This window comes from Vibrio injensis (assembly GCF_001895205.1).
Classification (GTDB): Bacteria; Pseudomonadota; Gammaproteobacteria; order Enterobacterales; family Vibrionaceae; genus Vibrio; species Vibrio injensis.
The window spans coordinates 38,851-64,683 of the sequence record NZ_BDJF01000011.1 but is presented as its reverse complement, the minus strand read 5'-3'; the positions used below and the strand labels follow the sequence as shown (position 1 = coordinate 64,683).

General features: G+C 41.5%; 23 protein-coding genes. 7 read left to right on the top strand and 16 right to left on the bottom strand.

All coding sequences use genetic code 11. From position 1 onward, the window contains the following. Nucleotides 1-70: 70 nt before the first annotated feature. The 5 genes from BSR11_RS03605 to potA form a co-directional block, all read right to left on the bottom strand. Nucleotides 71-1,108, bottom strand: a complete 1,038-nt coding sequence (locus tag BSR11_RS03605; RefSeq protein ID WP_072669116.1) for an extracellular solute-binding protein — start codon at nucleotides 1,106-1,108, stop codon at nucleotides 71-73. 126 nt (nucleotides 1,109-1,234) lie between these two features. Then, a complete protein-coding gene (locus BSR11_RS03600) occupies nucleotides 1,235-2,266 on the bottom strand; it encodes an extracellular solute-binding protein (protein WP_040904305.1) in 1,032 nt (343 codons plus the stop codon). A 106-nt stretch (nucleotides 2,267-2,372) separates the two neighbouring features. Further along, nucleotides 2,373-3,143: a spermidine/putrescine ABC transporter permease PotC gene (potC, locus tag BSR11_RS03595; protein WP_004395273.1), complete on the bottom strand. Its 771-nt coding sequence runs from the start codon at nucleotides 3,141-3,143 to the stop codon at nucleotides 2,373-2,375. After that, a complete protein-coding gene (gene potB, locus BSR11_RS03590) occupies nucleotides 3,143-4,000 on the bottom strand; it encodes a spermidine/putrescine ABC transporter permease PotB (RefSeq protein ID WP_181397507.1) in 858 nt (285 codons plus the stop codon). Before potB ends, potC begins: the two co-directional genes overlap by 1 nt. Next, the gene (potA, locus tag BSR11_RS03585; protein ID WP_072669361.1) at nucleotides 3,984-5,117 is read right to left on the bottom strand and encodes a spermidine/putrescine ABC transporter ATP-binding protein PotA; all 1,134 of its coding nucleotides are present in this window, start codon (nucleotides 5,115-5,117) and stop codon (nucleotides 3,984-3,986) included. The genes potB and potA overlap by 17 nt, the downstream gene beginning before the upstream one ends. A gap of 511 nt (nucleotides 5,118-5,628) precedes the next feature. On the opposite strand from potA, the gene BSR11_RS03580 reads away from it, so the two are divergent. Further along, entirely contained in the window at nucleotides 5,629-6,432 is an 804-nt protein-coding gene (locus tag BSR11_RS03580) for a DUF2189 domain-containing protein (protein WP_072669114.1), read from the top strand. Beyond that, nucleotides 6,425-7,219, top strand: a complete 795-nt coding sequence (locus BSR11_RS03575; protein ID WP_072669360.1) for a glucosaminidase domain-containing protein — start codon at nucleotides 6,425-6,427, stop codon at nucleotides 7,217-7,219. The genes BSR11_RS03580 and BSR11_RS03575 overlap by 8 nt, the downstream gene beginning before the upstream one ends. 99 nt (nucleotides 7,220-7,318) lie before the next feature. On the opposite strand, the gene ttcA is transcribed toward BSR11_RS03575, so the two are convergent. The 3 genes from ttcA to fnr all read right to left on the bottom strand — a co-directional run bounded on the left by ttcA (nucleotide 7,319) and on the right by fnr (nucleotide 10,251). Next, nucleotides 7,319-8,251 (bottom strand): tRNA 2-thiocytidine(32) synthetase TtcA, encoded by a 933-nt coding sequence (ttcA, locus tag BSR11_RS03570; protein WP_072669113.1) that lies wholly within the window; start codon nucleotides 8,249-8,251, stop codon nucleotides 7,319-7,321. Between the two features lie 144 nt (nucleotides 8,252-8,395). After that, entirely contained in the window at nucleotides 8,396-9,343 is a 948-nt protein-coding gene (uspE, locus tag BSR11_RS03565) for a universal stress protein UspE (RefSeq protein WP_072669112.1), read from the bottom strand. A 155-nt stretch (nucleotides 9,344-9,498) separates the two neighbouring features. Beyond that, nucleotides 9,499-10,251, bottom strand: coding sequence for a fumarate/nitrate reduction transcriptional regulator Fnr (gene fnr, locus BSR11_RS03560; protein WP_072669111.1), 753 nt, complete (start codon nucleotides 10,249-10,251; stop codon nucleotides 9,499-9,501). Between the two features lie 253 nt (nucleotides 10,252-10,504). Between fnr and BSR11_RS03555 the strand changes: the two genes are divergently transcribed. From BSR11_RS03555 to BSR11_RS03545, 3 genes are all read left to right on the top strand, one after another. Next, a complete protein-coding gene (locus tag BSR11_RS03555; protein ID WP_072669110.1) occupies nucleotides 10,505-10,702 on the top strand; it encodes a hypothetical protein in 198 nt (65 codons plus the stop codon). 121 nt (nucleotides 10,703-10,823) lie between these two features. Next, complete coding sequence (locus BSR11_RS03550; protein ID WP_072669359.1) at nucleotides 10,824-11,939, top strand: FIST signal transduction protein; 1,116 nt, start codon at nucleotides 10,824-10,826, stop codon at nucleotides 11,937-11,939. Nucleotides 11,940-11,948: 9 nt separating this feature from the next. After that, on the top strand, nucleotides 11,949-13,679 hold the full coding sequence (locus BSR11_RS03545) for an ATP-binding protein (protein ID WP_072669358.1): 1,731 nt from the start codon (nucleotides 11,949-11,951) through the stop codon (nucleotides 13,677-13,679). Nucleotides 13,680-13,985: 306 nt separating this feature from the next. On the opposite strand, the gene BSR11_RS03540 is transcribed toward BSR11_RS03545, so the two are convergent. After that, on the bottom strand, nucleotides 13,986-14,303 hold the full coding sequence (locus BSR11_RS03540; protein WP_072669109.1) for a DUF3634 family protein: 318 nt from the start codon (nucleotides 14,301-14,303) through the stop codon (nucleotides 13,986-13,988). An 11-nt stretch (nucleotides 14,304-14,314) separates the two neighbouring features. Beyond that, nucleotides 14,315-14,764 (bottom strand): macrodomain Ter protein MatP, encoded by a 450-nt coding sequence (gene matP / locus BSR11_RS03535; protein ID WP_072669108.1) that lies wholly within the window; start codon nucleotides 14,762-14,764, stop codon nucleotides 14,315-14,317. A gap of 165 nt (nucleotides 14,765-14,929) precedes the next feature. On the opposite strand from matP, the gene BSR11_RS03530 reads away from it, so the two are divergent. Together BSR11_RS03530 and fabA are read left to right on the top strand one after the other, a co-directional pair. Further along, nucleotides 14,930-16,570 (top strand): S16 family serine protease, encoded by a 1,641-nt coding sequence (locus BSR11_RS03530; protein WP_072669107.1) that lies wholly within the window; start codon nucleotides 14,930-14,932, stop codon nucleotides 16,568-16,570. A gap of 69 nt (nucleotides 16,571-16,639) precedes the next feature. Then, nucleotides 16,640-17,158, top strand: coding sequence for a bifunctional 3-hydroxydecanoyl-ACP dehydratase/trans-2-decenoyl-ACP isomerase (fabA, locus tag BSR11_RS03525; RefSeq protein WP_072669106.1), 519 nt, complete (start codon nucleotides 16,640-16,642; stop codon nucleotides 17,156-17,158). A gap of 146 nt (nucleotides 17,159-17,304) precedes the next feature. On the opposite strand, the gene rmf is transcribed toward fabA, so the two are convergent. The 6 genes from rmf to pyrD all read right to left on the bottom strand — a co-directional run bounded on the left by rmf (nucleotide 17,305) and on the right by pyrD (nucleotide 25,770). Then, nucleotides 17,305-17,478 (bottom strand): ribosome modulation factor, encoded by a 174-nt coding sequence (gene rmf / locus BSR11_RS03520; RefSeq protein WP_040904313.1) that lies wholly within the window; start codon nucleotides 17,476-17,478, stop codon nucleotides 17,305-17,307. Nucleotides 17,479-17,644: 166 nt separating this feature from the next. Next, nucleotides 17,645-19,324, bottom strand: a complete 1,680-nt coding sequence (locus BSR11_RS03515; protein ID WP_072669357.1) for a DUF3466 family protein — start codon at nucleotides 19,322-19,324, stop codon at nucleotides 17,645-17,647. An 8-nt stretch (nucleotides 19,325-19,332) separates the two neighbouring features. After that, complete coding sequence (locus BSR11_RS03510; RefSeq protein WP_072669105.1) at nucleotides 19,333-21,252, bottom strand: ABC transporter ATP-binding protein; 1,920 nt, start codon at nucleotides 21,250-21,252, stop codon at nucleotides 19,333-19,335. 96 nt (nucleotides 21,253-21,348) lie between these two features. Further along, on the bottom strand, nucleotides 21,349-23,496 hold the full coding sequence (rlmKL, locus tag BSR11_RS03505) for a bifunctional 23S rRNA (guanine(2069)-N(7))-methyltransferase RlmK/23S rRNA (guanine(2445)-N(2))-methyltransferase RlmL (RefSeq protein ID WP_072669104.1): 2,148 nt from the start codon (nucleotides 23,494-23,496) through the stop codon (nucleotides 21,349-21,351). 552 nt (nucleotides 23,497-24,048) lie between these two features. Then, on the bottom strand, nucleotides 24,049-24,594 hold the full coding sequence (locus tag BSR11_RS03500) for a cell division protein ZapC (protein ID WP_072669103.1): 546 nt from the start codon (nucleotides 24,592-24,594) through the stop codon (nucleotides 24,049-24,051). A 165-nt stretch (nucleotides 24,595-24,759) separates the two neighbouring features. Beyond that, nucleotides 24,760-25,770 carry a quinone-dependent dihydroorotate dehydrogenase gene (gene pyrD / locus BSR11_RS03495; protein ID WP_072669102.1) on the bottom strand — a complete coding sequence of 337 codons (1,011 nt, stop codon included), beginning with the start codon at nucleotides 25,768-25,770 and terminating at the stop codon, nucleotides 24,760-24,762. Nucleotides 25,771-25,833 lie beyond the last annotated feature (63 nt).

Sequence of the window (25,833 nt, the reverse complement as noted above, 5' to 3'; positions counted from 1 at the left end):
TTTTCGTCTAGCACTGAAAAGAGAGCAGAAAAAAGCGGCATTAGCCGCTTTGATATGAATCGAATGGTGATTACTTCACTTTTAGGCGTTGGAAGTAGTTATCGTATAGTATCGATGCTTCGCCGACATCATCTTGCCATTCACCGCTATCCATTACTGATTGTGGTGGAAAAATATTGGGGTCATTGACAAATTCGGCAGGTAATAGCTTATGGGCTGTTTTGACGGGTGTTGGGTAGCCAATTTCCAGCGCAATTTTTGCTGCATTTTCTGGACGTAATAAGAAGTCGATCATTTTATGTGCCGCTTCAATATTTTTCGCTCCTGCAGGAATAGCAATGCTGTCCATCCAGAAAATAGCGCCTTTTTCTGGCCAAATAATCTCAATATTGGCCCCTTCTTGACGCGCCATGTAGGCTGACCCATTCCACAGCATCCCAAGCGAAACTTCTCCCGCTAAAAACGGGTTGGCAGGGAAATCAGAGTTAAAAACCAAGACATTTGGCATCAATTTAGTTAGCTCTTGATAAGCCGCTTCAATTTCTTCTGGATTGGTACTGTTTGGCGAGTAACCTAATTTACTTAAAGCGATATGGAACACTTCACGAGCATCATCCATTAGCATGAGCTGACCACGCCATTTGGCATCCCATAAATCACTCCAATTGGTCAACGCTGATTTATCAAGCATATCGGTATTAATGCCGATACCTGTTGCTCCCCAGATATAAGGAATTGAGTAACGGTTTTCGGGATCAAAAGATTTATTGAGAAAATTAGGGTCAAGATCCGCAAAATGGCTTAATTGATTTTTATCGATAGGTTGCAGCATGCCTTCTTTGCGCATCTTAGACACAAAATAAGTTGAAGGAACCACTAAATCATAACCAGAGCCTTGAGTTTTTAACTTCGCGTACATGCTTTCGTTTGATTCGTACGTCGAATAAATAACTCGGATACCCGTTTCTTTACTAAATTCTTCTAGTACATCGCTAGGGATATATTCCGACCAGTTATAAAAATACAGTTCGGTATCGTTGGCCATCGCGTGGGTAGTGAATAGAGTCGCTGCGCATAGTACGCCCGCATACAGTTTACTTTTCTTCATTACAATTCCGTATTTTGGTAGCAAAAGCCCAAATAGGCTAGAGAGATTAGCTAAATCAGCCGCCAAGTATATCAGCTCACAAAAAAATAGGCAGCTAATGCTGCCTATTTACTTAATACCGTTGGTTTATAAACCTGATTTTAAACGCATAAAGTAGTTTTCATACTTAATGGTTTTATCTCCCACCGCATCTTGCCATTCCACGCGATCTAAATCTTCTTGAGATGGGAATAGGGGGGCGATATCTTTGAACTTCGCATTCGATTCGGCAACACCTGTTAAGTAGCCAGTGTCACGAGAGATTTGCTCAGCGATTTCAGGACGCAGTAAAAAGTCGATCATCTTATGGGCGGCGTCGACATTTTTCGCGCCTGAAGCAATAGCGAAGTTATCGACCCAACCAATACCGCCTTCTTTCGGGAAGATCAGTTTAATCGGTAATCCTTCATTTTGCGCTGCCGCTGCAGAGCCATTCCATAACATCCCTAAACCAACTTCACCAGCAAGATAAGGGGCTGCAGGGTTGTCAGAGTTAAACACCAAAACATTCGGCATTAATTTACGCAATTCTGCGTAGGCTTCATCAATTTGCTTATCGTCAGTGGTATTACCGGAATAGCCGAGTTTACGCAGAGCGATATGGAATACTTCGCGAGTATCGTCCATTAACATCAATTGTCTCGCTAGCTCAGGCTTCCATAGGTCACCCCAGCTTTGGAAATCATTCGGATCATACATATCGGTATTGACTGCCAAACCAGTAATGGCGACCACGTGCGGAATTGAGTAGTCGTTGTTCGGATCATAAGGTTTATTCAGGTAGTTAGCGTCTAAGTTACTGAAATTAGACAGCTTAGACTTATCTATTTTCTGAATCATACCTTCATCACGCATTTTGGATACGAAATAGGTCGAAGGAACAATAAGATCGTAGCCCTGATTATGGGTTTTTAGCCTGGCGTATAAAGTTTCATTTGACTCATAAGTTGAGTAAATGACTTTGATACCGGTTTCACGAGTAAACTGTTCAAGGATATTACTGTTAATGTAAGGTCCCCAGTTCATGAAAACCAATTCTTTATCTTGCGCGATAGCTGAATTTGACAACAGTGAAAGCGCACATGCACTACCAGCTAATAAAGTAGCCCATTTTTTCATCGACGTTAGCTCCAAACCAAACGTTGCCCATTAAGGCGTTACATAGAGAAACAGAATGGTCATGGTGGCCATTCTGTTTCGTGTTTTTTAACCTACAGTGAGTATATTACTTCACTTTTTCTCTGGCTAACAACTGTGAAGTGATAACAAGGATTAATGAAACCACTAACATCACGGTTGCTAACGCATTCACTTCTGGTGAAATCCCGACCCTAACCATAGAGTAAATCTTTAAAGGGAGAATTTCATAGGTTGGTCCTGTCACAAACGAGCTGATGATGACATCATCGAGTGACAAGGTAAAACTTAATAACCAACCTGCTGCAACTGCTGGCTTAGCAAGTGGGAAAATAATATTTTTCAATATGACCCATTCACTCGCTCCGAGATCTTTTGCCGCTTCTAACATCTTCACATCAAAACCATTCAAACGGCTATAAACAGTGACCACCACAAAGGGTAAGCAGAAGGTGATGTGCGCAATCAAAAGAGTTAGAAAGCCCAATTGAAAGCCAAGGACTAAAAACAGCGCCAGTAATGAAATTGCCATTACGATATCGGGTGACATCATGACGACAAACAGCATGCCATTGACCATTTTCTTACCTTTAAACTGGTAACGAAATAGGGCAACAGCTGTCAAACTACCAATAATTGTCGCTGCGGTCGCTGAAAATACCGCAATATTGATAGAGTGCCAGGCGGCTTGCATCAAGCTGTCATTATTAATCAAAGCATGATACCACTTGGTCGTGAAGCCACCCCAACGAATCCCAAAGCGGTTGTCGTTAAAAGAGTTCACAATCAAAACAATAATCGGTAGGTACAAAAATAAGTACACTAAGCTCATAAAGCTAAATCGAACTGTCTTTCCCATTAGCTTAGCTCCGATTTCTTATTCAAGAGTTTACCTGCTCGATAATACGCGTAGAGCATGACGGCCATGGCTAAGGTGAGGGCAATACTTGTCGCTGCACCAAATGGCCAGTCTCGGGCGTTGAGCACTTGGCTCTTAATGACGTTACCGATCAATAAGTTTTTCGCGCCTCCCAGTAAATCGGAAATATAGAACATTCCTAATGCTGGTAGCAGTACCAGTAAACAACCGCCAATAATGCCGGGCATGGTTAAGGGTAGAATGACTTTAATCAGCGTTTGCAACTTGTTCGCACCAAGATCTCGTGCGGCTTCTATATAAGTATGATCGAGTTTCTCGATCGCAGAATAGAGAGGCAGAATCATAAATGGCAACAAGATATACACTAAACCAATCATTACCGCCGTTTCGGTGAACATGATACGGATCGGAGTATCGATGATGCCAATGCTTAATAGTGCTTTATTCAAAATGCCTTGAGTGCCCAAAACAATTTTTAATCCATAGGTACGGATCAGCGAGTTAGTCCAAAACGGAACAATCACTAAAAACAGCATAATAGGACGCCATTTTTGCGGCATTTTGGCAACGATATACGCAAATGGATAGCCGACCACAAGACAGATTAAGGTCGCTACGATAGCCATGTAAAATGAGTGCAGCATCACTCTGGCATAAATCGGATCCATTAAACGAATATAGTTATCGAACGTAAAGGTAAAAGCGATTAAGTTCGATTCATCACGCGTTAAAAAGCTGGTCACGATGATCATCAGATTGGGGATCAGAACAAACAGTCCTAACCAACCGACAATCAAAACAATGATCGCGTTTTGTAGATTAAGCTTGTTGCTCATCATTGAGGACGACCTCCCAGCTTTCAACCCAAGTGATGGCGACTTTCTGGCCGATAGAGTGGTCTACGTCTGGATCATCCTCGTTAAAGAATTCACTCACCATAACGCGCATGCCTGACTCTAATTCAACCACCGACTCTAACGTCATGCCTTTATAAGTTCGATCGATAACATGGCCGACAATACCCGCATTTTCAGACTCTTTAATCTCTTCAATGCGTAAATCTTCTGGGCGCAGCAAAACTTGCAACTTATCGCCGCTAGTCACGGGTTGATCATAATAGACAATCGCAGGAACGCCTTCGATCTGTACGTTAATGCATTTATCATCAATACGATCTTGAGTGACGGCATTAAATACGTTGATTTCACCGATAAAGCGGGCAACAAATAAATTTTTGGGCTCTTCATAAATTTCACGTGGTGAACCATCTTGCTCGATGCATCCGTCGCGCATAACAATGATTCGATCCGACATGGACAACGCTTCTTCTTGATCGTGAGTCACGAAGATGAAGGTAATGCCCAGTTGACGTTGGAGTTGCTTCAGCTCAATTTGCATTTGTTTACGCAATTTGTAATCGAGAGCAGATAAAGATTCATCCAACAATAACACTTTTGGTTTATTGACTACGGCACGAGCAATCGCAATACGTTGCTGCTGACCACCAGAAAGCTGATGTGGCTTACGTTGTGCCATTTGCTCTAAGCGAACCATGCGTAGCGCTTCCATGACTCGTGGCTCAATATCTGCGCTTGGTACTTTCTGCATACGCAATCCGAAGGCTACGTTATCAAACACGGTCATATGAGGAAACAAGGCGTAACTTTGGAAGACCGTGTTGACATGCCTCTGCTCAGCAGGAACTTGAGTCACATCTTGACCGTCAAGTAAGATTTGGCCATTATCGACCGTCTCAAAACCAGCAATCATTCGTAATACGGTGGTTTTCCCACACCCTGATGGGCCAAGTATAGTTAAGAATTCACCGTGATTGACATCTAAATTCAGGTGAGAAATGATCTCTTTACCATCAAAGCTTTTGCTAATGCCAGATAGACGAATAACTGGCTTTCCTACCGAGTGTTGTTTGTTCAACGTCTGTTTTTCTCCCACAGTGGTTGTATACCCAAAAATGGCAAAAACGTCGTTGAATGGTGCATTCAAGCAATCGTCCTTGACGGTTTTGAGTATAGGAGCGTGATATACAGTGCATTATTATTCCCGTTTAGCTCAAAGTGCCAGCACAGTTTGCCATCACTTCTTAGCTGTTCGGGGATAACACGAAAACCAGTCATAAATCAGTATCATGCTTGGTGCATTTATTGATCGAATTTATACACTGGTTATACCTTTTCAAAGGGCGCATCATAATTAGCATACCCGACGAAATCAAAGTATTTTCTTATCTTGAAACAGAAAAAATTTTGCATCGTTGAGTGATGATTCTTTACCATGCCCCGTTAACGAATAATAAAGGCTTTAAAGTGGTCAATTATCAGCCATATGAAGCATAAAGCAAGCTGAGTTTAACAGTAAGATTTTAGACTCGACGGTATTTCAGTATAATGAAAAACTATCTCCGTTTGTTTCAAAAGCATTTTGACAGGCCAAACTAGGGCGAAATATGAGCAATAATATCGAGAAAGACTTTAACTTAGGAGGAACGTTGCAACGCGCTCTTTCTGGTGATTATCAACTTAAGATAGGTGAGATACTAAAAGAAGCATGGGACTGTACCCTAAAACACTTCCTGTCTTTTTCTCCTGCCATTGTTATTTTGGTCGTGATCCAATTGGCAATTTTTATTATTGCCTTTAGATTGATGGTCGGTGACCCATCGGTCATTTTTTCTTTATTTGCTCAAGAGGGCAATATCCCTCCGGGCGTTATTCAAGGGATTTTGATTGCTAACTTTAGTTACGAAGTCGTCAGTGCTCCGATTTATGCTGGAGTGAGTTTAATGGCTATGAGTCATGCTGCCGGGCTTAAAACCAAGACGAATCACATCACTAAAGGATTGCAGTTCACCATACCGGTAATTATTGCTTCATTATTGAGCCTTGTATTACAAGGAGTTGCAGGGATGGTTTTCCCACTCCTCTCGATGTATTTTTCATTGGCCTTTAGTAATTCGATTTTACTGATCTGTGAGAAGAAAGTTCCCCCAATGCAAGCGCTGTGGTTATCATTACGTGCGGTGAACAAAAAACTACTCCCTTTAGCCGCTATTTACGCTTTACTGATGTTGATGTTCGTAGCTGCCGTCCTGTTTTATGGCATTGGCTTAATCTTTGTTTTACCTTTCTTTTTTCATGTGAAAGGTATTATTTACCGCAATATGTTTGGTATTCGTCTACAAATCGTTACCACTAACAAAACCAATAGCGATGATGATCATGATGCAAATTCACAAATTTTTAATGCGTAAACGCCTTATCCTTATCGGATTAGTGATCGTACTCATTGGATGGAGCGTTTATTATTCAACTCGGACTACTGATCCCCGGCCGGTTGAGTTAACTGGCCATGCCGTATCTGCAGCACCTGATTTTTCATCGATAACGGATATAGCAGAGAAAAAAGAGGCGTTTTTTTCTTATTTAAGACCAGGAGTTGCGTTCGAGAATCAGCGTATTTTACAAGAAAGACAACAATTGCAACGATTAGCAACCCGTTTTCAGCAGGGTAAACTGTCAAGCAAAGATAAGACACTGGCGGCTCAATTGGCTGAACAATACGGATTAGCACTGAATAAGGGCAATCGTCTGAGCGGGGAGTGGTTGAACGCGATGTTGCAGCGTGTTGATGTTTTACCCGAAGCGTTGGTACTGACTCAAGCTGCTAATGAGTCCGCTTGGGGAACCTCGCGTTTTGCAACTGAAGCGAATAATTATTTTGGTCAGTGGTGTTACTCTCCGGGCTGTGGTGTCGTTCCAGCAGCAAGAGGCGCAGGAATGACCCATGAAGTTGCCAAGTTTTCTTCGGTGCAAGAATCGATTCATCGTTATTTTATGAATGTGAATCGTAACGCGGCTTATCGTGATTTGCGCAATATTCGCCAACAGCTGCGTAAAAATGACGAAAATTTATTCAGTGTGGATAGTGCGCTGGCTTTGAGTAATGGATTATTGCGTTACTCTGAACGTGGAGCAGATTATGTACAAGATGTACAGGCGATGATCCGCCATAATCAAGTCTATTGGGTAGAGCAATAAAGAAAAATTTTATCCGATCAATCATTAACCTGAAAATACCAATAAGGCTGCCCAGTGGCAGCCTTATTGGTATCTGTGCAACTTGTTATCAAGAACATGCTACAAGTTAGTCACGTCTAATTTTAATGCAGGATCAAACGGCATCACCGTATCGTCTTCATCGAGAATGGGCTGAGGAACGGGCTCTTTATCAAAACCAATATCACCACCATTAATAATGCCAGAATCACGATTGATCGATTTAAAATCAAATAATTCAAAGTCGGCAAGATGGCTAGGCACCACATTTTGCATGGCTCTAAACATGGTTTCTATACGACCTGGAAACTGTTTATCCCAAGCATTAAGCATTTGCTTAATATTTTGGCGCTGCATATTAGGCTGCGAACCACATAAATTGCACGGAATGATAGGATAAGCGCGATGGTTTGCGTACTTGATAATGTCTTTTTCTCTGCAGTAAGCAAGAGGGCGGATCACGACATGCTCGCCATTGTCAGAGACTAACTTAGGTGGCATCCCTTTCATTTTTCCGCCGTAAAACATATTTAAAAACAACGTTTCAATAATGTCATCACGGTGATGGCCTAAAGCAATTTTAGTGGCCCCTAACTCCTTCGCAGCGCGATATAAAATACCACGGCGTAGACGTGAACAAAGAGCACACGTAGTTTTACCTTCGGGAACTTTATCTTGGACGATGGAATAAGTGTCTTCTTCAATGATCTTATACTCAACGCCTAATTCTTGAAGGTATTCAGGTAGAATATGTTCAGGGAATCCGGGTTGTTTTTGATCAAGATTGACCGCGATGAGTGAGAAGGTGATCGGTGCGCTTTTTTGCAAACTCATCAGAATGTCGAGCATCGTGAAGCTGTCTTTGCCTCCTGATAAACAGACCATGATTCGATCGCCATCTTCAATCATGTTGAAGTCAGCAATAGCTTGCCCCGTATTACGACGAATACGTTTTTGTAGCTTATTGAAATTGTAATGTTGGGCTTTAGTCAACTCTTGAGTTTGCTCTGTCATTAGCTTTCGTTCTTTAATCTTCCAAACAAAATGAAGTGCGTATAATACGGATCTGCTGACAAGATGCCAGTATTAAGCATCCTCTGTAACAAAAAATCCCCAGCCCAAAAGGGCGGGGATTAATAAAGAGTGAGCAAAGTATATTTAGCTAGCGATGTTAGGATCAAGAGGACTAACATAACCGGCGGGTTTTAAAGCAAGTACATCACAGTTAATTTTATCAATGACTTGTTCTGCAGTGTTGCCAATGAATACCGCGGAGAGTCCAGTTCTACCTGTGGTTCCTAAAATAACCATCGCCGCATTCAGTGTTTTGGCAGCTTCCGGAATAACATCTTCGGGTAAACCTTGTTGAACAATGGTTTGGCTTTCATCTAAACCGTGTTTTTGTCTTAGCGCTTTCATTGATGTGAGGTGATGACCACGCACCGCATCGGTGTAAGTTGTCGGATCAAACTCTGGTAGCTCAATGGTGATATTGGCTGGAGTGACTGGATAAGCGTTAACTAAATAGGGCGAAGCGCCAAGACGTTGAGTTAAATTGAGTAGTTGTTCTACCATTATATCGTTGAGCTGAATGTGGGTATCGACCTCTGAACCCACATGTACAGAGGCGATAATGTTGGCATTCTCAGGCCAGTGGCTGTGTTTAACCAGTAAAACAGGAGTCGGGCATTTACGCAGTAGATGCCAATCGGTAGGCGTAAATATTACCGACTCTAAGACATCATGCTTATGAGTGCCTTTGATAAGAATGTCGTGCTGACCAGAGAAAACTTCTGCAATGATAGCTTCATAAGGACGATTGTGCCAAACCACCTTCACTTCAAATTGAATAGATGAGTCTACATAAGGTTCAGCAACGCTTCTCATCCATTGTTCACGTTGTTGAATCACGCCTCTACGCATCGCATCTCGTTCATCAATAGACAGCATTGAGGTCATGTCATAAGAAAAATCGTAAATCGACATGAAGAAAGTGATATGGCTAGGAGATTGGCTTTTGGCTGCTAGCTGAACTGCTCTGGCTAATGCTGGTTGTTCATCGTGATTAATGTCTGCAACAACTAATATTTTGCTATAGATACTCATAACAAACTCCTTGTTTGTGGAGGAGGTCAATAACTCACAGACCTTAGAGATACTTTAACGCAGTTGAAGAGAGAGTTTTAGTGAAGAGAGTAAGTTTTTTAAGAAAAGTATGATGCAGCTCATCATAGTGCTGCATCATCGCCATGAATCAAGAATTATTTGCTGTCTTTTGATACGCCGGCTAATTGCATTAGAGCGTCATGATCCAAAATTGTGATGTATTTGCCTTTCACGCTAAGCATTTCTGACTTTTGAAAACGCCCCAGTAAACGACTGATGGTTTCTACGGTTAAACCTAAATAATTACCAATGTCACCACGAGTCATGGTTAAACGGAACTCACGAGGGCTGAAGCCTCGTTGCGAAAAACGCGTTGATAGATTGTACAAGAAGGCGGCTAGTCTCTCTTCGGCGTTCTTTTTGGAGAGTAGTAGGATCATCTCTTGATCGCCCTTAATTTCGTTACTCATCAACCGCATAATTTGTTGGCGTAACTTAGGCATCTTACCAGAAAGGTCATCTAAGATTTCATATGGTATTTCACAAACCATTGAGGTTTCTAATGCCTGAGCGAAACTTGGATGAGAGTCGCCAGTAATCGCATCGAAGCCAACCAAATCACCAGCAAGATGAAAAGCGGTAATTTGTTCATCACCTTGTTCAGTGATGGTATAGCTTTTAATGGTTCCTGAACGAATCGCGTACAAAGAGCGAAGTTCATCCCCAGCTTTGAAGAGAGCTTGGCCTTTTTGAATCGGCTTTTTTCGCTCAATAATTTGGTCAAGCTGGTCCAGTTCTGATTCGTTCAGTGTAAACGGAATGCAAAGTTGACTGATGCTACAGTCTTGGCAATGAATGGCGCAGCCACCAGATTGAATACGCTTTGCCGCAGGCTTTTCAGAAATCATAACAACCTTTCACTAAATTGATGTACATCAAGAATTCTAGCATTCATTATCTTTAAAGGATAGTGATCGATAAACAACTAAAGAGCGTAAGCGGGGTTTGTATTGTTAATTGATATCATGGTCACGGTCGTTAACATTTAAAAGCCGATGTAGTACTCTCTTTCTGATTTAACACGCTATACCCAAACAATTTGGAATTGAAGGTAGGAAGGGTATATGACGCAAATATCATTTTTAATTAGGATAGTAATTTATGCCTGCAGAAAAGCTCACCAAAAATAAACTTATTCAAATAATAATCATGCTGGTCATTTTGCTATCAGCCTTTACCTGGCGCACTATAACTCATATAAACGAAGAAAAAAACATCGTTGAAAAAGAATCAACGACTGAAAATCAGACTATAGACCACAAAAACAACCAATCCTTACAATACAAAAACAGTCAATAAAAAATTATCATGGTAAAATCACACCATTAATGCATTTTTATTAGCCTGATATATGCAATTTACTACTGCTTTTACTCATGTTTCGACGACGAAAGAGGCCATAGCGCAGCTAGCACAAACACTGAAGCCGGATGGTTTGTCTAACCTCATTTGTTATTATTCACAAGAATATCCCGCTGAACAAATACAACAAGAACTCCGCCTAAATTTTCCTGGCATTCCATTTATTGGCTGTTCTTCCTGTCAGGCTATCATGACAGATAAAGGAGTTCATATTGGGCCTGTTGTCGCTTTAATGGCTATTTATGACCGCTCTTATAGCGCTTATGGAACAGGTTTAGTCGAGTTAGGCCAAAAGGATGATCAACGAGCTGCTTATGTAGCAATACAACAAGCATTACAACAAGCTAATAGAGTAGGAGAAGTTCCGAGCTTAATTCTGTTGCATTCAACACCGGGACATGAAGAAGCTTTTATCGATGCGATTGATGCAACTTTTGGCACTCACGTTCCTATTATCGGTGGCAGTGCCGCTGATAATCATATTCAAAAACAATGGTCGATCATTACCCAACAGGGATGGAGCTCTAATGGCATAGCTTTGCAGCTATTTTTTCCATCTAAGCCACTAACTTCAGGTTTTAGTGCTGGTTATTCACCGACTGAGTTTGAAGGTGAAATTACTCAAGTTAATCATCGATGTGTGCAAAGCATTGATGGTGAACCAGCTTCTGCGATTTATAAAGAGTGGATCAGCGATCACTCCAACATCCAATTTAATGATTTACATTTATTTGAACACGTGACTCGCTTTCCGTTGGGGAGGGTGGCCGGATATGTTAATCAACAGCCTTACTATAAATTGTGTCATCCTATTCGAATGCTGAATGATGGATCGCTTGAACTATTTGCTACGGTTAATGAAGGCGAAAAAATAACACTGATGACAGGTTCAAAAGAACAGCTGCTGAATCGAGCATCACGGGTGATTCAAGATGCTAATACACAAAACTATCATGCGTCATTATCCCTCGGTTCAATTATCATCTATTGTGCAGGTGCAATGCTTCGTTTAGGAAAAGACATACAGCTTGTCCATAAAAAACTGATCGAACAAATGTATGGCCAACCTTTTATTTGCCCATTTACCTTTGGTGAACAGGGACGATTCATTGGTGGCGAGAATGCCCACGGAAACCTAATGATAGCATCAGTTATCTTCTATGAGTCAGAATAGACAAAGATGATAGAACAAGACAAAAATGAGCAGCTGAGTGAGGTGCTACTTGAGTTAGAGAGAAGTAAAGAAAGAGAGCTTCGCTTAGCGGAAGAGAATCGCGTTATCCTCAGCGCGATATCGGCGCTTAGTCACGCTGATAATAAATATCAGATTTTTGAAGAACTTAAAAATGTCCTTCATCGATATATTAATTTTGATGACTTTGTTGTTATTGCTAAAAATGCGCCAAATTCGTTCTTTACAACGTTTTTGTCCTCAAATATTGCTTTTCAAGGTAAGCAGTGGATTAATGGTGATAAATTTCAACGAGTATTAGAAGGCGAGTGTATTATCCTTTTTGAGCCGACTAAGCTTGCCGAATTTCAAAATTTAAATCCATTTCTACAAGAAACCATTAACTCAGCATTAATTACTGGCATTCAAACCCAAACCAGCGATTCTGTATTGCTGCTTTTAGGCGGTAGGAAAGGGCAGTTTAGTTTGGAGACCAAAGCAACACTGCAACGCTTTCGTCCACTTCTAGAGCGAGCCATCAATGATATTGAGCATAAAGAAGAGCTACAAAGCTTAGTCCGTATCAAAACTCATGAACTCTATATTGCACAGCAGCAAGCTGAGCATGCAAATCAAGCAAAGTCACAATTTTTAGCCATGATGAGTCATGAGTTGAGAACACCGCTCAATGCTGTCTTAGGTCTCATTGATGTTTTGCGTGAAGATTCTAATCGCTCTCAACTCGACTTATTAGAACAAATGGAAAATTCAGCCGAGCTGCTGTTAGTGATCATCAATGATATTCTGGATTTGAGTCGAATTGAATCGGGACATTTCAAGTTACAATGTCACTGGGTTCATTTGCATAAAAAGCTTGTGCATGCATTGTCTTATCATCATAAAGCGTGTGTGACTAAAGGGATCCGCTTTAATGTTCGTACTTCAATTTGTGACCATTATGAGTATTGGGTTGATCCTGTACGCTTAATTCAAATCCTGTTCAACGTCATTGGCAATGCGATTAAATTCACTGAGGCAGGCTCCGTAGATGTCCATTTAAGTGCAGCAAGAAATGAATTGGTCATCCATGTCGAAGATACAGGCATTGGGATTGAACCGGAGCGAATAGAGCATTTATTTTCTCCATTTATTCAAGCTGATAGCTCAATTACACGTCATTACGGTGGCACTGGACTTGGCTTAGCGATCACCAAGCATCTTGTTGAATTAATGAAAGGAACAATTTCAGTCACCAGTTGTTTAGGAAAAGGCAGTAACTTTACCATTCGTCTTCCCGTCAATTCACGACAAGCAGACAGGAATGACACCAATACCTTTGAACCCATTTTAAAACAGGATTCAAACCATCAAAATAGTCAGAGGCATATCTTGGTCGTTGAAGATACCAAAACGAACCAAATGGTCATTCAGTTACTCTTATCGCGCTTAGGTTACAATGTCACTATGGTCAGTGATGGAGAGCAAGCGGTATCATTAACAGAAACCAGCCATACCTTTGATTTAATTCTAATGGATATCTCGATGCCAGTAATGGATGGAATTGAAGCAACAAAAATTTTGCGTTGTAAGAATATCCAAACGCCGATCATCGCGCTTACAGCACATGCAATGCAAGATGATCACGCGATATTTCGACAAGCGGGTATGAATGATGTTGTCTTAAAACCCATTCGTAGCCAAGAATTACAGCGAGTCATTAAACACCATCTAAAACCACGATGAAGAAATTGGCCAATCAGTATATTTAATAATTACCATATTGTTCAATGTGCAAGCATGAACCAATATGGTAATTATATACTTTATGGTAAATAGACTTATGTTTAATGCAATAAGCAAAAGGAAGAATAGAAGTGCGGTAAGGATAAGTCTGGTGTATCTACATGTGGATCATTTAACATAATATACATAATGCGAACTATGAGTGGTAGCAAAAAGGGAATATGGAATTGATTCTGATCGTCCACTCTAAGATTCTCTTCCCCATTAGGTATTCCCATACGCTAGTCAGATTTTTTATAGCTAAAATTATCGACCTTTTTTGGCTTTGGGTCCTGAGGTTTTAAAGCCTTGATGAGGAAACACATTGCGAATCCGTTGTTGGACCTTCTTCGGCACTTGTTTGGAAAAGATAAGTTTCATTCCGGTTCTTTGATGATAAACCTTCATATGACCATCAAATGGTGCTGATTCTGCTATCTCACAGACATTGTGTTTAAAGGTTGCGGGAAAATGTCCTTTGCTTGCTACGATATGACCAGATTTAAACGTGACTTTTAAAATGGGTCTATCAATCGCTACTAGCCAAAAAATACCGATTGCCGCAATCACAATAACATACAGCATTTCATTCACTCCTAATTGGATAACAATTTATTAAGATCTTCTTTTAAACTGCTCACAGCACGGCTTGCTTTTTCACTACGCGATGCTTCACTAAGTAGATATTCAATAGCATCTGATAATGTGCAACCTAACTCGTTAGCTCTTGAAGATAACTTCTCCCACACACGATAATCGAGATCGATTGATTTTTTACGAGTGTGCAATTGCTCAGCATTGAAATGCCGCTTTCGCTTGGCACGAATAGCTTGTTTTAGCTTGTTTTCTAGCTCAGGAGCCATATGCTGTGCGATCCAATCAAGTACTAATGTGGGTTCATACTCGATAGATTTGAGTTTTGTTATCGCATTTTCCACTTCACTACGATCAATGTGGCAAGTGATTGACTCGCCATCTTTCCATTTTTTTATCAAATACTGCCATTTCCAACCACATTCCAAATTTTCGAGTTGTTGATATTTCATAGTCGGCAAGTCCATATAAATACATAGTGACAGGGTAACTCAAGCTTTGCTGAGTTTCAATCACAGCAATAAAAAATACTCTGATGATCATTCCTGATAGCAAAGCTATTCGCGGTCAGGGTTTTTCTATATAATTTCAATCCTTTTAATCACTTCGATGACTCAATGACACAAGATATCTGGCGTTTAGTAACGCCCCAGTATGATGATTTTAATGAATCACTGGCTCAGTTTGCACAATTAACGGCGGTGCCGTTTTTCGACACTCAACCAAGACTGTTACAGGCGATTGAACGTTTCATACATATACAGGGTTTTAGCCGAGTTCTGCTGATCAATGCGCCAGATAACTCCATTTATCGTTGTTTGATTAAAGAGCATCTTGAAAACACCCATTGTGTGCCAGTGATTAGAACTGAAACACTAGACATGGCCATGTTGTTTGGTCAAGTTACCGTAAAAAATGGTCAAGTTATTCATCAAACGCATGGATTACTTGACCAAGCAGATAATGGCTATTTGATTATTTCAGCGAATTTACTGCTTGCTAACCCACTCTGCTGGCCGATGCTAAAAGCTGCCGTGCTCGGTGAACCAGTATCTCCGATTAATGTGAGTAAAAAATCGCTACTGCAGACACCTATCAGTCAATCTTATAACATTAAATTGATTGTTGTCGGTGATCGTCATCAACTCGGTGATATCGATTTTCTCGATTCAGACATTCATGCTGGATTATGTTTGTTTAGTGAAATGGAACTCGATATTAAAATTGAAAATGATCGCATGCTGACCTATCTAGGTTATTTGCGTTGGCTAATTCAGCGTTACGATTTGCCTTTACTTACGCCAGATGCGATTAAAGCTCTAATGACGGCGGGCGCTCGTTATACTGAGGATCAACATTACGCTCCACTTTGCGTGATGTGGCATCGTTCATTACTCGAAGAATCTGCTATCGAATCTCAAGGTCAAACTATTGAACAGCAGCATGTGGAGCAAGCTATTAATCAACGCTACTACCGAGCTTCTTATCTGCCAGAGCGAGCGTTAGATGACATTCTCGATGGACAAGTGATTATTGAGACACAGGGTGAACAAGTTGGCCAAGTTAACGGCCTAACAGTTATTGACGTCGCAGGTCACCCAATATCTTACGGCGAGCCTGCACGAATATCTTGTGTTATTCATTTTGGTGATGGTGATATTGCTGATGTCGAGCGTAAGGTCGAGCTTGGTGGTAATTTACACGCTAAAGGGATGATGATTATGCAAGCGTTTGTCAGTAGTGCTCTTCATCTTGATGTCCCCTTGCCTTTCTCAGCTTCAGTGGTCTTTGAACAATCATATAGTGAAGTGGATGGAGATAGTGCCTCACTCGCTGAATTGTGCTCGTTAGTCAGCGCCTTATCAGAATACCCTATTGATCAACAAATTGCTGTTACCGGCGCCGTTGACCAGTTTGGCCGAGTTCAAGCCGTTGGCGGGCTCAATGAAAAAATTGAAGGCTTTTATCGGGTTTGTCAGCATCATGGTTTTACTGGCCAGCAAGGTGTGATTCTTCCGCACAGTAACTTAAAACATCTCGCTCTACATTCTCAAGTCGTAGAAAGTATTAAGAACGGTGAGTTTAATATCTGGCCGGTCTCCACAGTCGATGAGGCTATTCCAATTTTGATGAATAAGCCGTTTAGAGGCGATGATGAAGAAAGCGTAATCAGCAAAATTGCTGAACGTATTGAATTTTTTGAAAAACATATTCAACCGCCCGGAATAGTCGAAAGAATAAAAAATTGGTTTATCTAACACTGATCGGAGTTGTTTAGCGTACATGCGTTCACTAACATGCTTCCTATCTGAAATTGGAGTAGTACTATGCACAATAAACGTGACTCATATAATCGTGAAGATCTTCTAGCCTCAAGCCGTGGTGAACTATTTGGTGAAGGTTATCCTCAACTGCCCGCGCCTAATATGTTAATGATGGATCGGGTAAGTAAAATGTCAGAAACAGAAGGCGATTTTGGTAACGGACTGATTCTCGCTGAATTGGATATCTCTCCTGATCTTTGGTTTTTTGATTGCCATTTTCCAGGTGACCCTGTAATGCCTGGTTGTTTAGGTCTGGATGCTATGTGGCAATTGGTTGGTTTCTTTCTCGGCTGGGTTGGCGGCAAAGGTAGAGGAAGAGCGCTAGGCGTTGGTGAGGTAAAATTCACTGGGCAAATTTTACCTACCGCCAAAAAAGTGACCTATGAGATCCACATGAAGCGCGTGGTTAACCGTAAGTTAGTGATGGGGCTTGCTGATGGTAAAGTTTTAGTTGATGGCAAAGAAATTTACGTCGCGAAAGATTTAAAAGTGGGCCTTTTCCAAGACACTTCTGCTTTTTAAAAATAATACTTAACAATGAAGCAGCTTTAATGGCTGTTTTATTTTGCCATCAACAATAAGTTATAGTGCGCTAGTTAGGTATTATATAATACGGAATAAAATAAAAAGCCCCTTTCGGGGCTTAGAACCATGTTGTATGTGGCAAATTATTTGTAGAGACCTGAGTGTTTATCATCTCTGGCGTCACGCCAACCACCTAGCCAATATGAGCGAGCATCTGTTTGTTGGTAAGGGCACTCCTCAGGAGAACGGCCGTTCAATCCTGCTTTATACCCTTGAGATTGCGCTCTTTCCAGGCGATCACGCTTTTGTCTCTTCATAGTGCAGTCCTCATACAGTAACTTGTTTCTAACTTACAACTATTAAAATGATGTGGCGTTTTTATGACCACATCATTAAGAATCGACCAAAAGCGCTCCTTTCTCAAGCAATAAAAAAGGCATAAGTCCAAAATTGTGAACCTATGCCTCGTTTGACAAATTTTAACTATTTTCTACGGAACCAAAGTAAGCCACCAAGAATCAAAGACCACAATCCGAGTCCAGCACCATTACGCTCTGCCACTGGATCATCCGTACCTCGAGGAGAAATATTCTCATAGGTCTGCCCCGCAATTGGTACTAGTTTAACTGCGACCGTTTTCTCTTGTCCTTTTCCTGCACCACATTGGGCATTGTGCGCGGTAGAATCATAACCACCAGTACATTTTAGTGCGGTGGCCGCGATTATACCGGCATCATTAATATCGGTAGCCGCAATAATTCGATATTGGTTATTGTCTCCAGAAAACGCCCCACCATTGGTTAAATCATCTAATAACCACGCACGGTTGTTGAAAATAGCCTGGCGTTCAGGAACACTACCTTGCTCTAAAGTGCCATAAGGATAGATAAATCCTCGCTTACGACGCGGTTTGCCGCCTACTTCGCGAGTTTCTTCGGTATCAATCTGACCGACGATTTCATTAAAGTTATTGATGGCCCCCGCTTTACCCCCCGCTCCAGCAAAAAATATACTGCCATTTAAGAAGTTAGCTTTAGGATCGTTAATCTCTGGAACAACAAATAACCGATTAGCGTAAGCTCCACTTTCAGCGCGAGATAATTTAGCCTCACCAATCGCAATGCCATTCTTATTCACGGCCGTTAACAGCGAATTAGAGTGAATAAAATCACCGCTAGTACCGTTTTCTCGCACGGTTGCTCCTGCAACTGGCTTAGTAATCCAATTGCTTTCTCCTACTTTTACCGAAGAAACGCTGGCTTGCATAAAGTTACGGTCGTCATAGAAGGTGTTATAACCTACCGCGTAAATATTACCGCCTTTGACCGTAACATCTCGCAGACTACCTTGCGCTAAACGATTATCTCGTTCTGGATTTGTCGTTTGCCAAGGGATTTCCGTTATTTTACCTGATCTGTCCCAAATCGCGCCTTTAGAGGTGTAAAAGTTACCTTGGTTATTTGTTTTTTCGTGAGCAATACTGCCGACCGTGTAAGTTTCATCGGTTTTCCAAGCGCGAGTTTGCAAGCCATCATTGATATCGATCAATTCATTGGCGACTAAGGCTTTCACCGAGTTACGTCGTGAACCAGTAACATCACCGACAGTAATTTTAATTCCGATAGGCTTTGCATCTGAAGTTAAACTATTGACGACGACATTATTATTTTCATCAATGGGTGTCGCTTGATCTTCAACAAAAGCAATAGAGTTTGGCGTTTGATCGCCATTAATTTCTTTTTTCCAAACATTCCAACGAATGTCTGCCCAAGTTTCACAAATGGCATAGCGTAGAGCCGTACGACAATAACGCTCAAAATCTCTTGCATCATCTTGTACATAGATAAATCCGTTATCTATCCCAAATGGTGCCTCTTCACGGTAACTAAGACCATCGATAGCTTGTCCAGCATGGGTGGCGACAAGGCGAGTTTCACCGGCAAGTTTAAACGATGATGCACAATCTGTTGTCCCATCGGCAAAGCAACCTAATGGATTATCATAGGCAACATTACCCGGTTGAATCGCGACCCCATAAACACTTTCAAAAGCAAAAGTAGTTGGTGGAGTAACCTCAATCACTTGATACAGTGCCGCTGAGGCCGATGTGGTTGACAGAATCATCGCGCTGATCGCTGTCAGCTTAAACATGTTACTACTTATTGGTTTCATTAACTTTCCTGTTGCATCGCTTCAAGCTCTTCCCAACGCTCAAAAGCTACTTCGAGCGCCTGCTCAGTGGCCGCTAGCTTATCTAATATCGGTTGTGTGTGCTCTACAGGCTGGCTGAAAAAATCAGCGTCATTGATTTGCAGCTGTAGCGTCTCAATCTCAGTTTCAAACTGTTCAAGTTTGGCAGGCAGTTCTTCTAACTCACGCTGCAACTTATAAGATAATTTTTTAATTTTCGGTTTTACTTCGCTGGCTTTAGCTGGTTTATCAACAGCTTTAACTGGCTTTATCGGCTCAATATCCGCAAGACGAGTCTGTAAGGCCTGTTGTCGCTGCTGCTGCGCATCATGATATCCGCCAACGAACTCTTCAATAACGCCATTACCCTCAAAAATCCAACTGGTGGTCACGGTATTGTCGACAAACTCACGATCATGGCTCACCAATAATAATGTACCCTGGTAATTGGCAAGCAAATCTTCTAAAAGTTCCAATGTTTCTATATCTAAATCGTTGGTTGGTTCATCGAGCACCAATAAGTTATTGGGTTTTAGAAAAATCCGCGCCAGTAATAAGCGGTTTTTCTCACCACCAGACAGAGCTTTCACCGGCGTTCGAGCCCGTTTAGGCGCGAAGAGAAAATCTTGCAGGTAACTTAACGCATGACGTGGTCGCCCTGCAACCATCACCTCTTGTTTACCATCAGCAAGGTTATCAATCACCGATTTCTCAGGATCGAGTAGCTCTCGATATTGATCAAAGTAAGCGACTTCAAGTTTCGTACCACAATGCAAACGGCCACTGTCAGCGGTTAATTCACCGAGTAACAGCTTTAATAACGTACTCTTACCACAGCCATTTGGGCCGATTAAGGCGATTCTATCGCCACGCATGATATTAAAGCTGAAATCGTTAACGATCGATTTACCATCAATCGAATAACACAAATGTTCCGCTTCAAAGACAATTTTGCCTGAGCGGGAGCCATCATCAATCTTAAGGTTAACTTTGCCCTGCACTTCACGTCGCTGACTGCGTTCTTCACGAAGTTTTTTCAGGGCTCGCACTCGTCCTTCATTACGAGTACGGCGTGCTTTAATGCCTTGGCGAATCCACACTTCTTCTTGAGCTAATTTTTTATCAAATTCAGCATTTTGCATTTCTTCAACGCGTAATTGCTCTTCTTTCTCAACTAAATACTGATCATAGTTACCGGGGAAAGAATTTAACTTGCCTCGATCTAAATCGACAATGCGTGTTGCCATCGATTTAATAAAAGTTCGGTCGTGAGAAATAAAAATAATCGAACCACGAAAATCTTTCAAAAAGCCTTCTAACCATTCGATGGTCGTCACGTCCAAATGGTTGGTTGGTTCATCGAGCAGTAATACATCTGGCTCGCAAACCAAGGCGCGAGCTAAAGCGGCTTTACGCTGCCATCCACCGGATAAATCGGTAAGCTTAGTTTGCCCATTCAATTTCAGGGCGGTTAATACATTATTGATTCTATCTTCAAAGCGCCATGCACCAGTGTGATCCAGCTGCTCTTGAACTGCTGATAATTTCTTAATATTGGCATCGGTGGGCGAATGGGTAACAAGATCCAAAAGATCTTGATAGATCTTAAGCTGCTCACCAGCCTCTGCTAGACCTCCGGCAACATAATCATACACAGTACCTTCTTGATCACGAGGAGGATCTTGTTCTAAACGTGAGACCACCACATCTTGCATGATCTGCATCTTGCCATCATCGAGTAAGACTTCTTTTGCCAACACCTTCATCAGCGTTGATTTACCTGCCCCGTTGCGACCCACAAGACATACCCGTTCGTTTTCTTGCAGCGCAAAATCCGCATGATCGAGCAAAGGATGATCACCGAACGCTAGTAACCCATTATGAATGGTAATTAATGCCATGTTTTTTCAAACCACTGAGTTAATTGATTAAAACAACAAGGTGAAGAGAATATCTCCACCAAGTAAGCTGAACATTGGTTACATTGTCACTTAAAATCACACTAAACCAGGTTGCTGCGGTTGATGAGTGATTAACCAGCAGTTATGGATTTGCTTGTTACGCTCGAAATCCATTGGCAGTGTTTGAGTTGATATATTTTGCGCCAATAAACCAAGCTCTTGCAGCGAGTCCATGTCCATTTTGAAATGACGCTTATTATTTGAGAAAACTATAGTGCCACCTGGGCGCAGAATACGCTTAAGATTCTTCATCAATAAAATATGGTCTCTTTGCACATCAAACGACTGTTCCATTCGCTTCGAATTAGAAAAAGTCGGTGGATCAATAAAAATAAGATCATACTGGCCTTTGGCATTATCTAGCCATTGTAAACAGTCAGCTTGTTCAAACTGGTGCTGTCTTCCTACTTGACCATTGAGCTTCATGTTCTCTTTTGCCCATTCTAGATAGGTATTTGACATATCAACGGTCGTGGTCGACTTAGCCCCACCACACGCAGCGTGTACGGTTGCCGAGCCGGTATAAGCAAAGAGATTTAAGAAGTCGCATCCTTTCGCCATTTGACCTAAACGGCGACGCGTCAGCTTATGGTCGAGGAATAAACCAGTATCGAGGTAATCATGCAGATTGACCAACAATTTGACACCATACTCGTTAACCGCAAAGGTTTGAGATTGTTGAGCCATCTTTTGATACTGAGCACTGCCTTTTTGACGTTCACGGACTTTTAATACGACCTTGTTGGCATCAATGCCCGTTACTTGAATCGCAGCACGGATAATATCGGTTAAACGACGTTTGGCGGTTTCTTCAGGAATGGTTTTCGGTGGTGCATACTCTTGGATGACCAATTGATCCACATAAACGTCAATTGCAACGTTATATTCAGGCAAATCTGCATCATAAATACGATAGCAGTCTAAGCCTTCGCGTTTAGCCCATTTGGCAATTTTAGCGAGATTTTTTTTCAAACGATTGGAAAAATCAGGCGCAATCTGCTGCGTCGGAGCTTGCTGCATCCCCTCTAATTGAGCCTGCTCCCGCTCAGCAATCAGGTAATTCTTTTGGTGACAAGGTAACGCACCATTATTTAATTTAAACTGTTTTTCTGCTCGCATGCGCAAACAGCTTAATAACTCATCCGAACCAGAGAAAATAGAGGCTTGGCAGCCGCCAAACTCTGTTTTTAATTGAGCGCCGAAGGCCGTGTACAAGGCAATAAGACCGGGATGAGTGCCTAATCGCTCACCATAAGGTGGATTACAAATGATCACTCCCTGAGTAAACTCTGCAGGACGAGTCAACTTCGCAGCATCACCAACGTCAAATTGAATTAAGCTCTCTACACCGGCTCGACGTGCGTTGTCTTTAGCCATTTGTAAAACACGGCTGTCATTATCAAAGCCGAAAAACCTTGCGTCAGTTTTCTTGACACCCTTTCTCGCTTGCACCGTTGCTTCAGCTTTCACTTCTGCCCACAGCTCTGGTTGAAAATCTTCTAATGCTTCAAAACACCATTTGGCTCTTTTTAAACCCGGAGCAATATTCGCCGCCATCATCGCAGCTTCAATCAATAAGGTACCAGAACCACACATTGGATCGAGTAAAGGTTTGGTACTTTCCCAGCCACTACGTAATACTATCGCCGCCGCTAATGTTTCTCGCAATGGAGCTCTACCCGATTCAGGGCGGTAACCACGAATATGTAAACCCGCTCCTACCATATCAATACCAAGTAGCGCTTTATCTTTATGTAAACGAACGTGAATTCTTACATCGGGTTGCTCTTTATTGATCGAAGGGCGTGGCAAGTTTTTCTTAGTAAAACAATCAACAATCGCATCTTTAACCTTCATCGCACCATACTGGCTATTACGAATTTCACGGTTAGTTCCATTAAAGTCGACGACAAACTGCTTCGAACTATGAAAATGATTAACCCAGTTAATCGCACTAGCGGAAAGGTATAAGTCCATATCATTTTGGCAGGCAAACTCGGCAACAACGCGAACAAATCGAGAAGCTAATCGACTCCATAAACAGCAACGGTAAATCTGTTCATTGGAAGCGGTAAATTTCACCCCAGCCTGAACGGGTTTTACATTAGTGATGCCTAATTGTGTGAGTTCTTCGGCTAATAGATTTTCAAGGCCGTTTGAGGTTACTGCTAGATATTGATTCATAAGGTTCTTTAACTGGTAAAAATGGCCTCAGATTATAACTGACATTAAAGGTCATTCCTAAAGTTAAACAGAGCATTTTACAAAAAATCATCCCTATTCATGGCTTAACTCTTTATCGATATCTAAACCCCTTAGCATGGCAACTGTTCAAGTAAAGACAACTCTATCTGATACAAACTTACTACAACATCACTGATGGCTATCCGTTAATAATTTTCTTGACTGATATTACTCATTTATCAGCAACGTTTTTATTGCTCCAACAACGAAGTGAGTATTTATTCACTGCCAATCTGGACTATACCAGAGCTGGTTATTGGTTGTAATAAAACGCCATTTGGGCGCAAACAAGGAAGTTTTTAGGCCTTACCGCTTAATTAGCCCCCTTCATTTGTGTAACTTTTAGGAAATTAATTGCTCAATTTTGCGCAGAATATCGCGCTCTTTCCGTCGATAAAAAATGCTCGGTGAGCGTTTTTAGTAAACTAGAGGCAAAAAAAATCGGCAGAATGCCGATGGGAAATAAAACAAAGGAACGAAATAGTGAGGAGATTAACTAACCAAAGCAACTCGCTCTGGCTGAAGGATATGATTGGCGATAGACATTCGATCATGCATGACCTTAATCACTTGTCCAAACTCTAATTGCTTCGTACTGCTTAATGTAAATGGCGCTAACTCTATTAATACACATAAACTCGCACTCTCTCCAACCTCAAGTACGATAAAAAAACCTTGATTAAAGCTGTTCACTAAACTAACGATATCACCCTCTTCAGGTTTAATGTCAGTAGCTGATTGATAATCAAAAAACCAGCTCTTTGGCTGCACTGGCTTATGGAAACGCTTCGCCGCTACGCAATACAGTGCCAACTCGACTTGACGAGGCTCAGTGAGTTGAAGGCCACTGACTCGTTCTTTATAGGTTTGGTAATCGGAAGCATCATCAACTGTAAATGAAGGATTTGAGAAAGCTGAATCCACCAATAGGTTGCGACTCAGATTGGTACGAAAGACCATCTCTTGTCCAAGGTCCAGCATCAAATAGCCTTCACTATCTGAATAGTACCAACTCCATTTATCACTGGGCTTTAGCATTATTCCGGCTCTCTATTTGCTGATAATCAAACCAATCAGATAAAAATTTCTTACCTATTAGTGCATTCTAGGAAGCATGGAATAAAAAAAAAGAGGAAATGAGTTACTCACTTCCTCTTTATGTCACCTTGTCACTTTTAAAAAATCAGAACCTAATTCAATTCGTTATAAGTTCTTTACGATATCACTGACCAATTTAGGGCCATGATAAATAAAGCCACTGTACACTTGGACTAACTTAGCACCGGCGAGTAATTTTTCTTTCGCTGCCACATAGCTATCCACGCCACCCACACCAATAATTGGAATTTGTTCACCGAGTTGTTGATACAGTAGTTTTACAACTTCAGTACTGCGTGATTGCAGTGGACGGCCACTCAGTCCCCCTGCCTCATTGGCAAACTTCATGCCTTCCACTAAAGAACGATCTAAAGTGGTATTGGTGGCGATTACCCCATCAATATTGTACTTGAGTAAAGATTGGCAAATTTGCTGCAATTCATCATCGGTTAAATCTGGAGCAATTTTTAATGCGAGAGGTACATATTTATTGTGCAACTCAGCGAGAGCGGTCTGCTTCTGCTTTAAGACACCGAGCAACTCATCTAGAGCTTCACCATATTGTAACGTTCGTAATCCTGGTGTATTAGGTGAAGAAATATTTACCGCGATATAACCTGCATGAGGATACACCTTCTCCATGCAGATTAAATAATCTTCAGCTCCCTTTTCAATTGGCGTGTCTTTATTTTTTCCAATATTAATTCCAATGATGCCATCATAATTCGCTTGCTTTACTTTCTCGACTAAATGATCAACACCTAGATTATTAAAGCCCATTCGATTGATAATGCCTTCCGCATGAACTAAGCGAAATAATCGTGGCTTATCATTACCAAGTTGTGGTTTAGGTGTCACCGTGCCCACTTCAATAAATCCAAAGCCCATCGCGGCAAAAGCATCGATACATTCGCCATTTTTGTCGAGCCCAGCGGCTAAACCAACAGGATTTTTAAAGGTGAGTCCCATGCATTCGACAGGACGATGAGGAAGGTGTTGACGATAGAAGAGATCAAGCGGTGTACCGGTAAAACGTTTGAAATTTTGAATGGCGAGATCATGCGCCCTTTCAGCATCCAATTGAAAAAAGCCAGCTCTGGCTAAGCGGTAAAGCATTGTGCCTCCGAAAAAAAAGCCCCGTATAAACGGGGCATTATTATTGACCTATTCGTAACACAA

What these genes read in the sequence shown, in the direction of transcription:
- BSR11_RS03605 (WP_072669116.1), bottom strand. Translation starts at nt 1,108, where the DNA reads ATGAAGAAAAGTAAACTGTATGCGGGCGTACTATGCGCAGCGACTCTA.
- BSR11_RS03600 (WP_040904305.1), bottom strand. Translation starts at nt 2,266, where the DNA reads ATGAAAAAATGGGCTACTTTATTAGCTGGTAGTGCATGTGCGCTTTCA.
- potC (WP_004395273.1), bottom strand. Translation starts at nt 3,143, where the DNA reads ATGGGAAAGACAGTTCGATTTAGCTTTATGAGCTTAGTGTACTTATTT.
- potB (WP_181397507.1), bottom strand. Translation starts at nt 4,000, where the DNA reads ATGAGCAACAAGCTTAATCTACAAAACGCGATCATTGTTTTGATTGTC.
- BSR11_RS03580 (WP_072669114.1), top strand. Translation starts at nt 5,629, where the DNA reads ATGAGCAATAATATCGAGAAAGACTTTAACTTAGGAGGAACGTTGCAA.
- BSR11_RS03575 (WP_072669360.1), top strand. Translation starts at nt 6,425, where the DNA reads ATGCGTAAACGCCTTATCCTTATCGGATTAGTGATCGTACTCATTGGA.
- ttcA (WP_072669113.1), bottom strand. Translation starts at nt 8,251, where the DNA reads ATGACAGAGCAAACTCAAGAGTTGACTAAAGCCCAACATTACAATTTC.
- uspE (WP_072669112.1), bottom strand. Translation starts at nt 9,343, where the DNA reads ATGAGTATCTATAGCAAAATATTAGTTGTTGCAGACATTAATCACGAT.
- fnr (WP_072669111.1), bottom strand. Translation starts at nt 10,251, where the DNA reads ATGATTTCTGAAAAGCCTGCGGCAAAGCGTATTCAATCTGGTGGCTGC.
- BSR11_RS03555 (WP_072669110.1), top strand. Translation starts at nt 10,505, where the DNA reads ATGCCTGCAGAAAAGCTCACCAAAAATAAACTTATTCAAATAATAATC.
- BSR11_RS03540 (WP_072669109.1), bottom strand. Translation starts at nt 14,303, where the DNA reads ATGCTGTATGTTATTGTGATTGCGGCAATCGGTATTTTTTGGCTAGTA.
- matP (WP_072669108.1), bottom strand. Translation starts at nt 14,764, where the DNA reads ATGAAATATCAACAACTCGAAAATTTGGAATGTGGTTGGAAATGGCAG.
- BSR11_RS03530 (WP_072669107.1), top strand. Translation starts at nt 14,930, where the DNA reads ATGACACAAGATATCTGGCGTTTAGTAACGCCCCAGTATGATGATTTT.
- fabA (WP_072669106.1), top strand. Translation starts at nt 16,640, where the DNA reads ATGCACAATAAACGTGACTCATATAATCGTGAAGATCTTCTAGCCTCA.
- rmf (WP_040904313.1), bottom strand. Translation starts at nt 17,478, where the DNA reads ATGAAGAGACAAAAGCGTGATCGCCTGGAAAGAGCGCAATCTCAAGGG.
- BSR11_RS03510 (WP_072669105.1), bottom strand. Translation starts at nt 21,252, where the DNA reads ATGGCATTAATTACCATTCATAATGGGTTACTAGCGTTCGGTGATCAT.
- rlmKL (WP_072669104.1), bottom strand. Translation starts at nt 23,496, where the DNA reads ATGAATCAATATCTAGCAGTAACCTCAAACGGCCTTGAAAATCTATTA.
- BSR11_RS03500 (WP_072669103.1), bottom strand. Translation starts at nt 24,594, where the DNA reads ATGCTAAAGCCCAGTGATAAATGGAGTTGGTACTATTCAGATAGTGAA.
- pyrD (WP_072669102.1), bottom strand. Translation starts at nt 25,770, where the DNA reads ATGCTTTACCGCTTAGCCAGAGCTGGCTTTTTTCAATTGGATGCTGAA.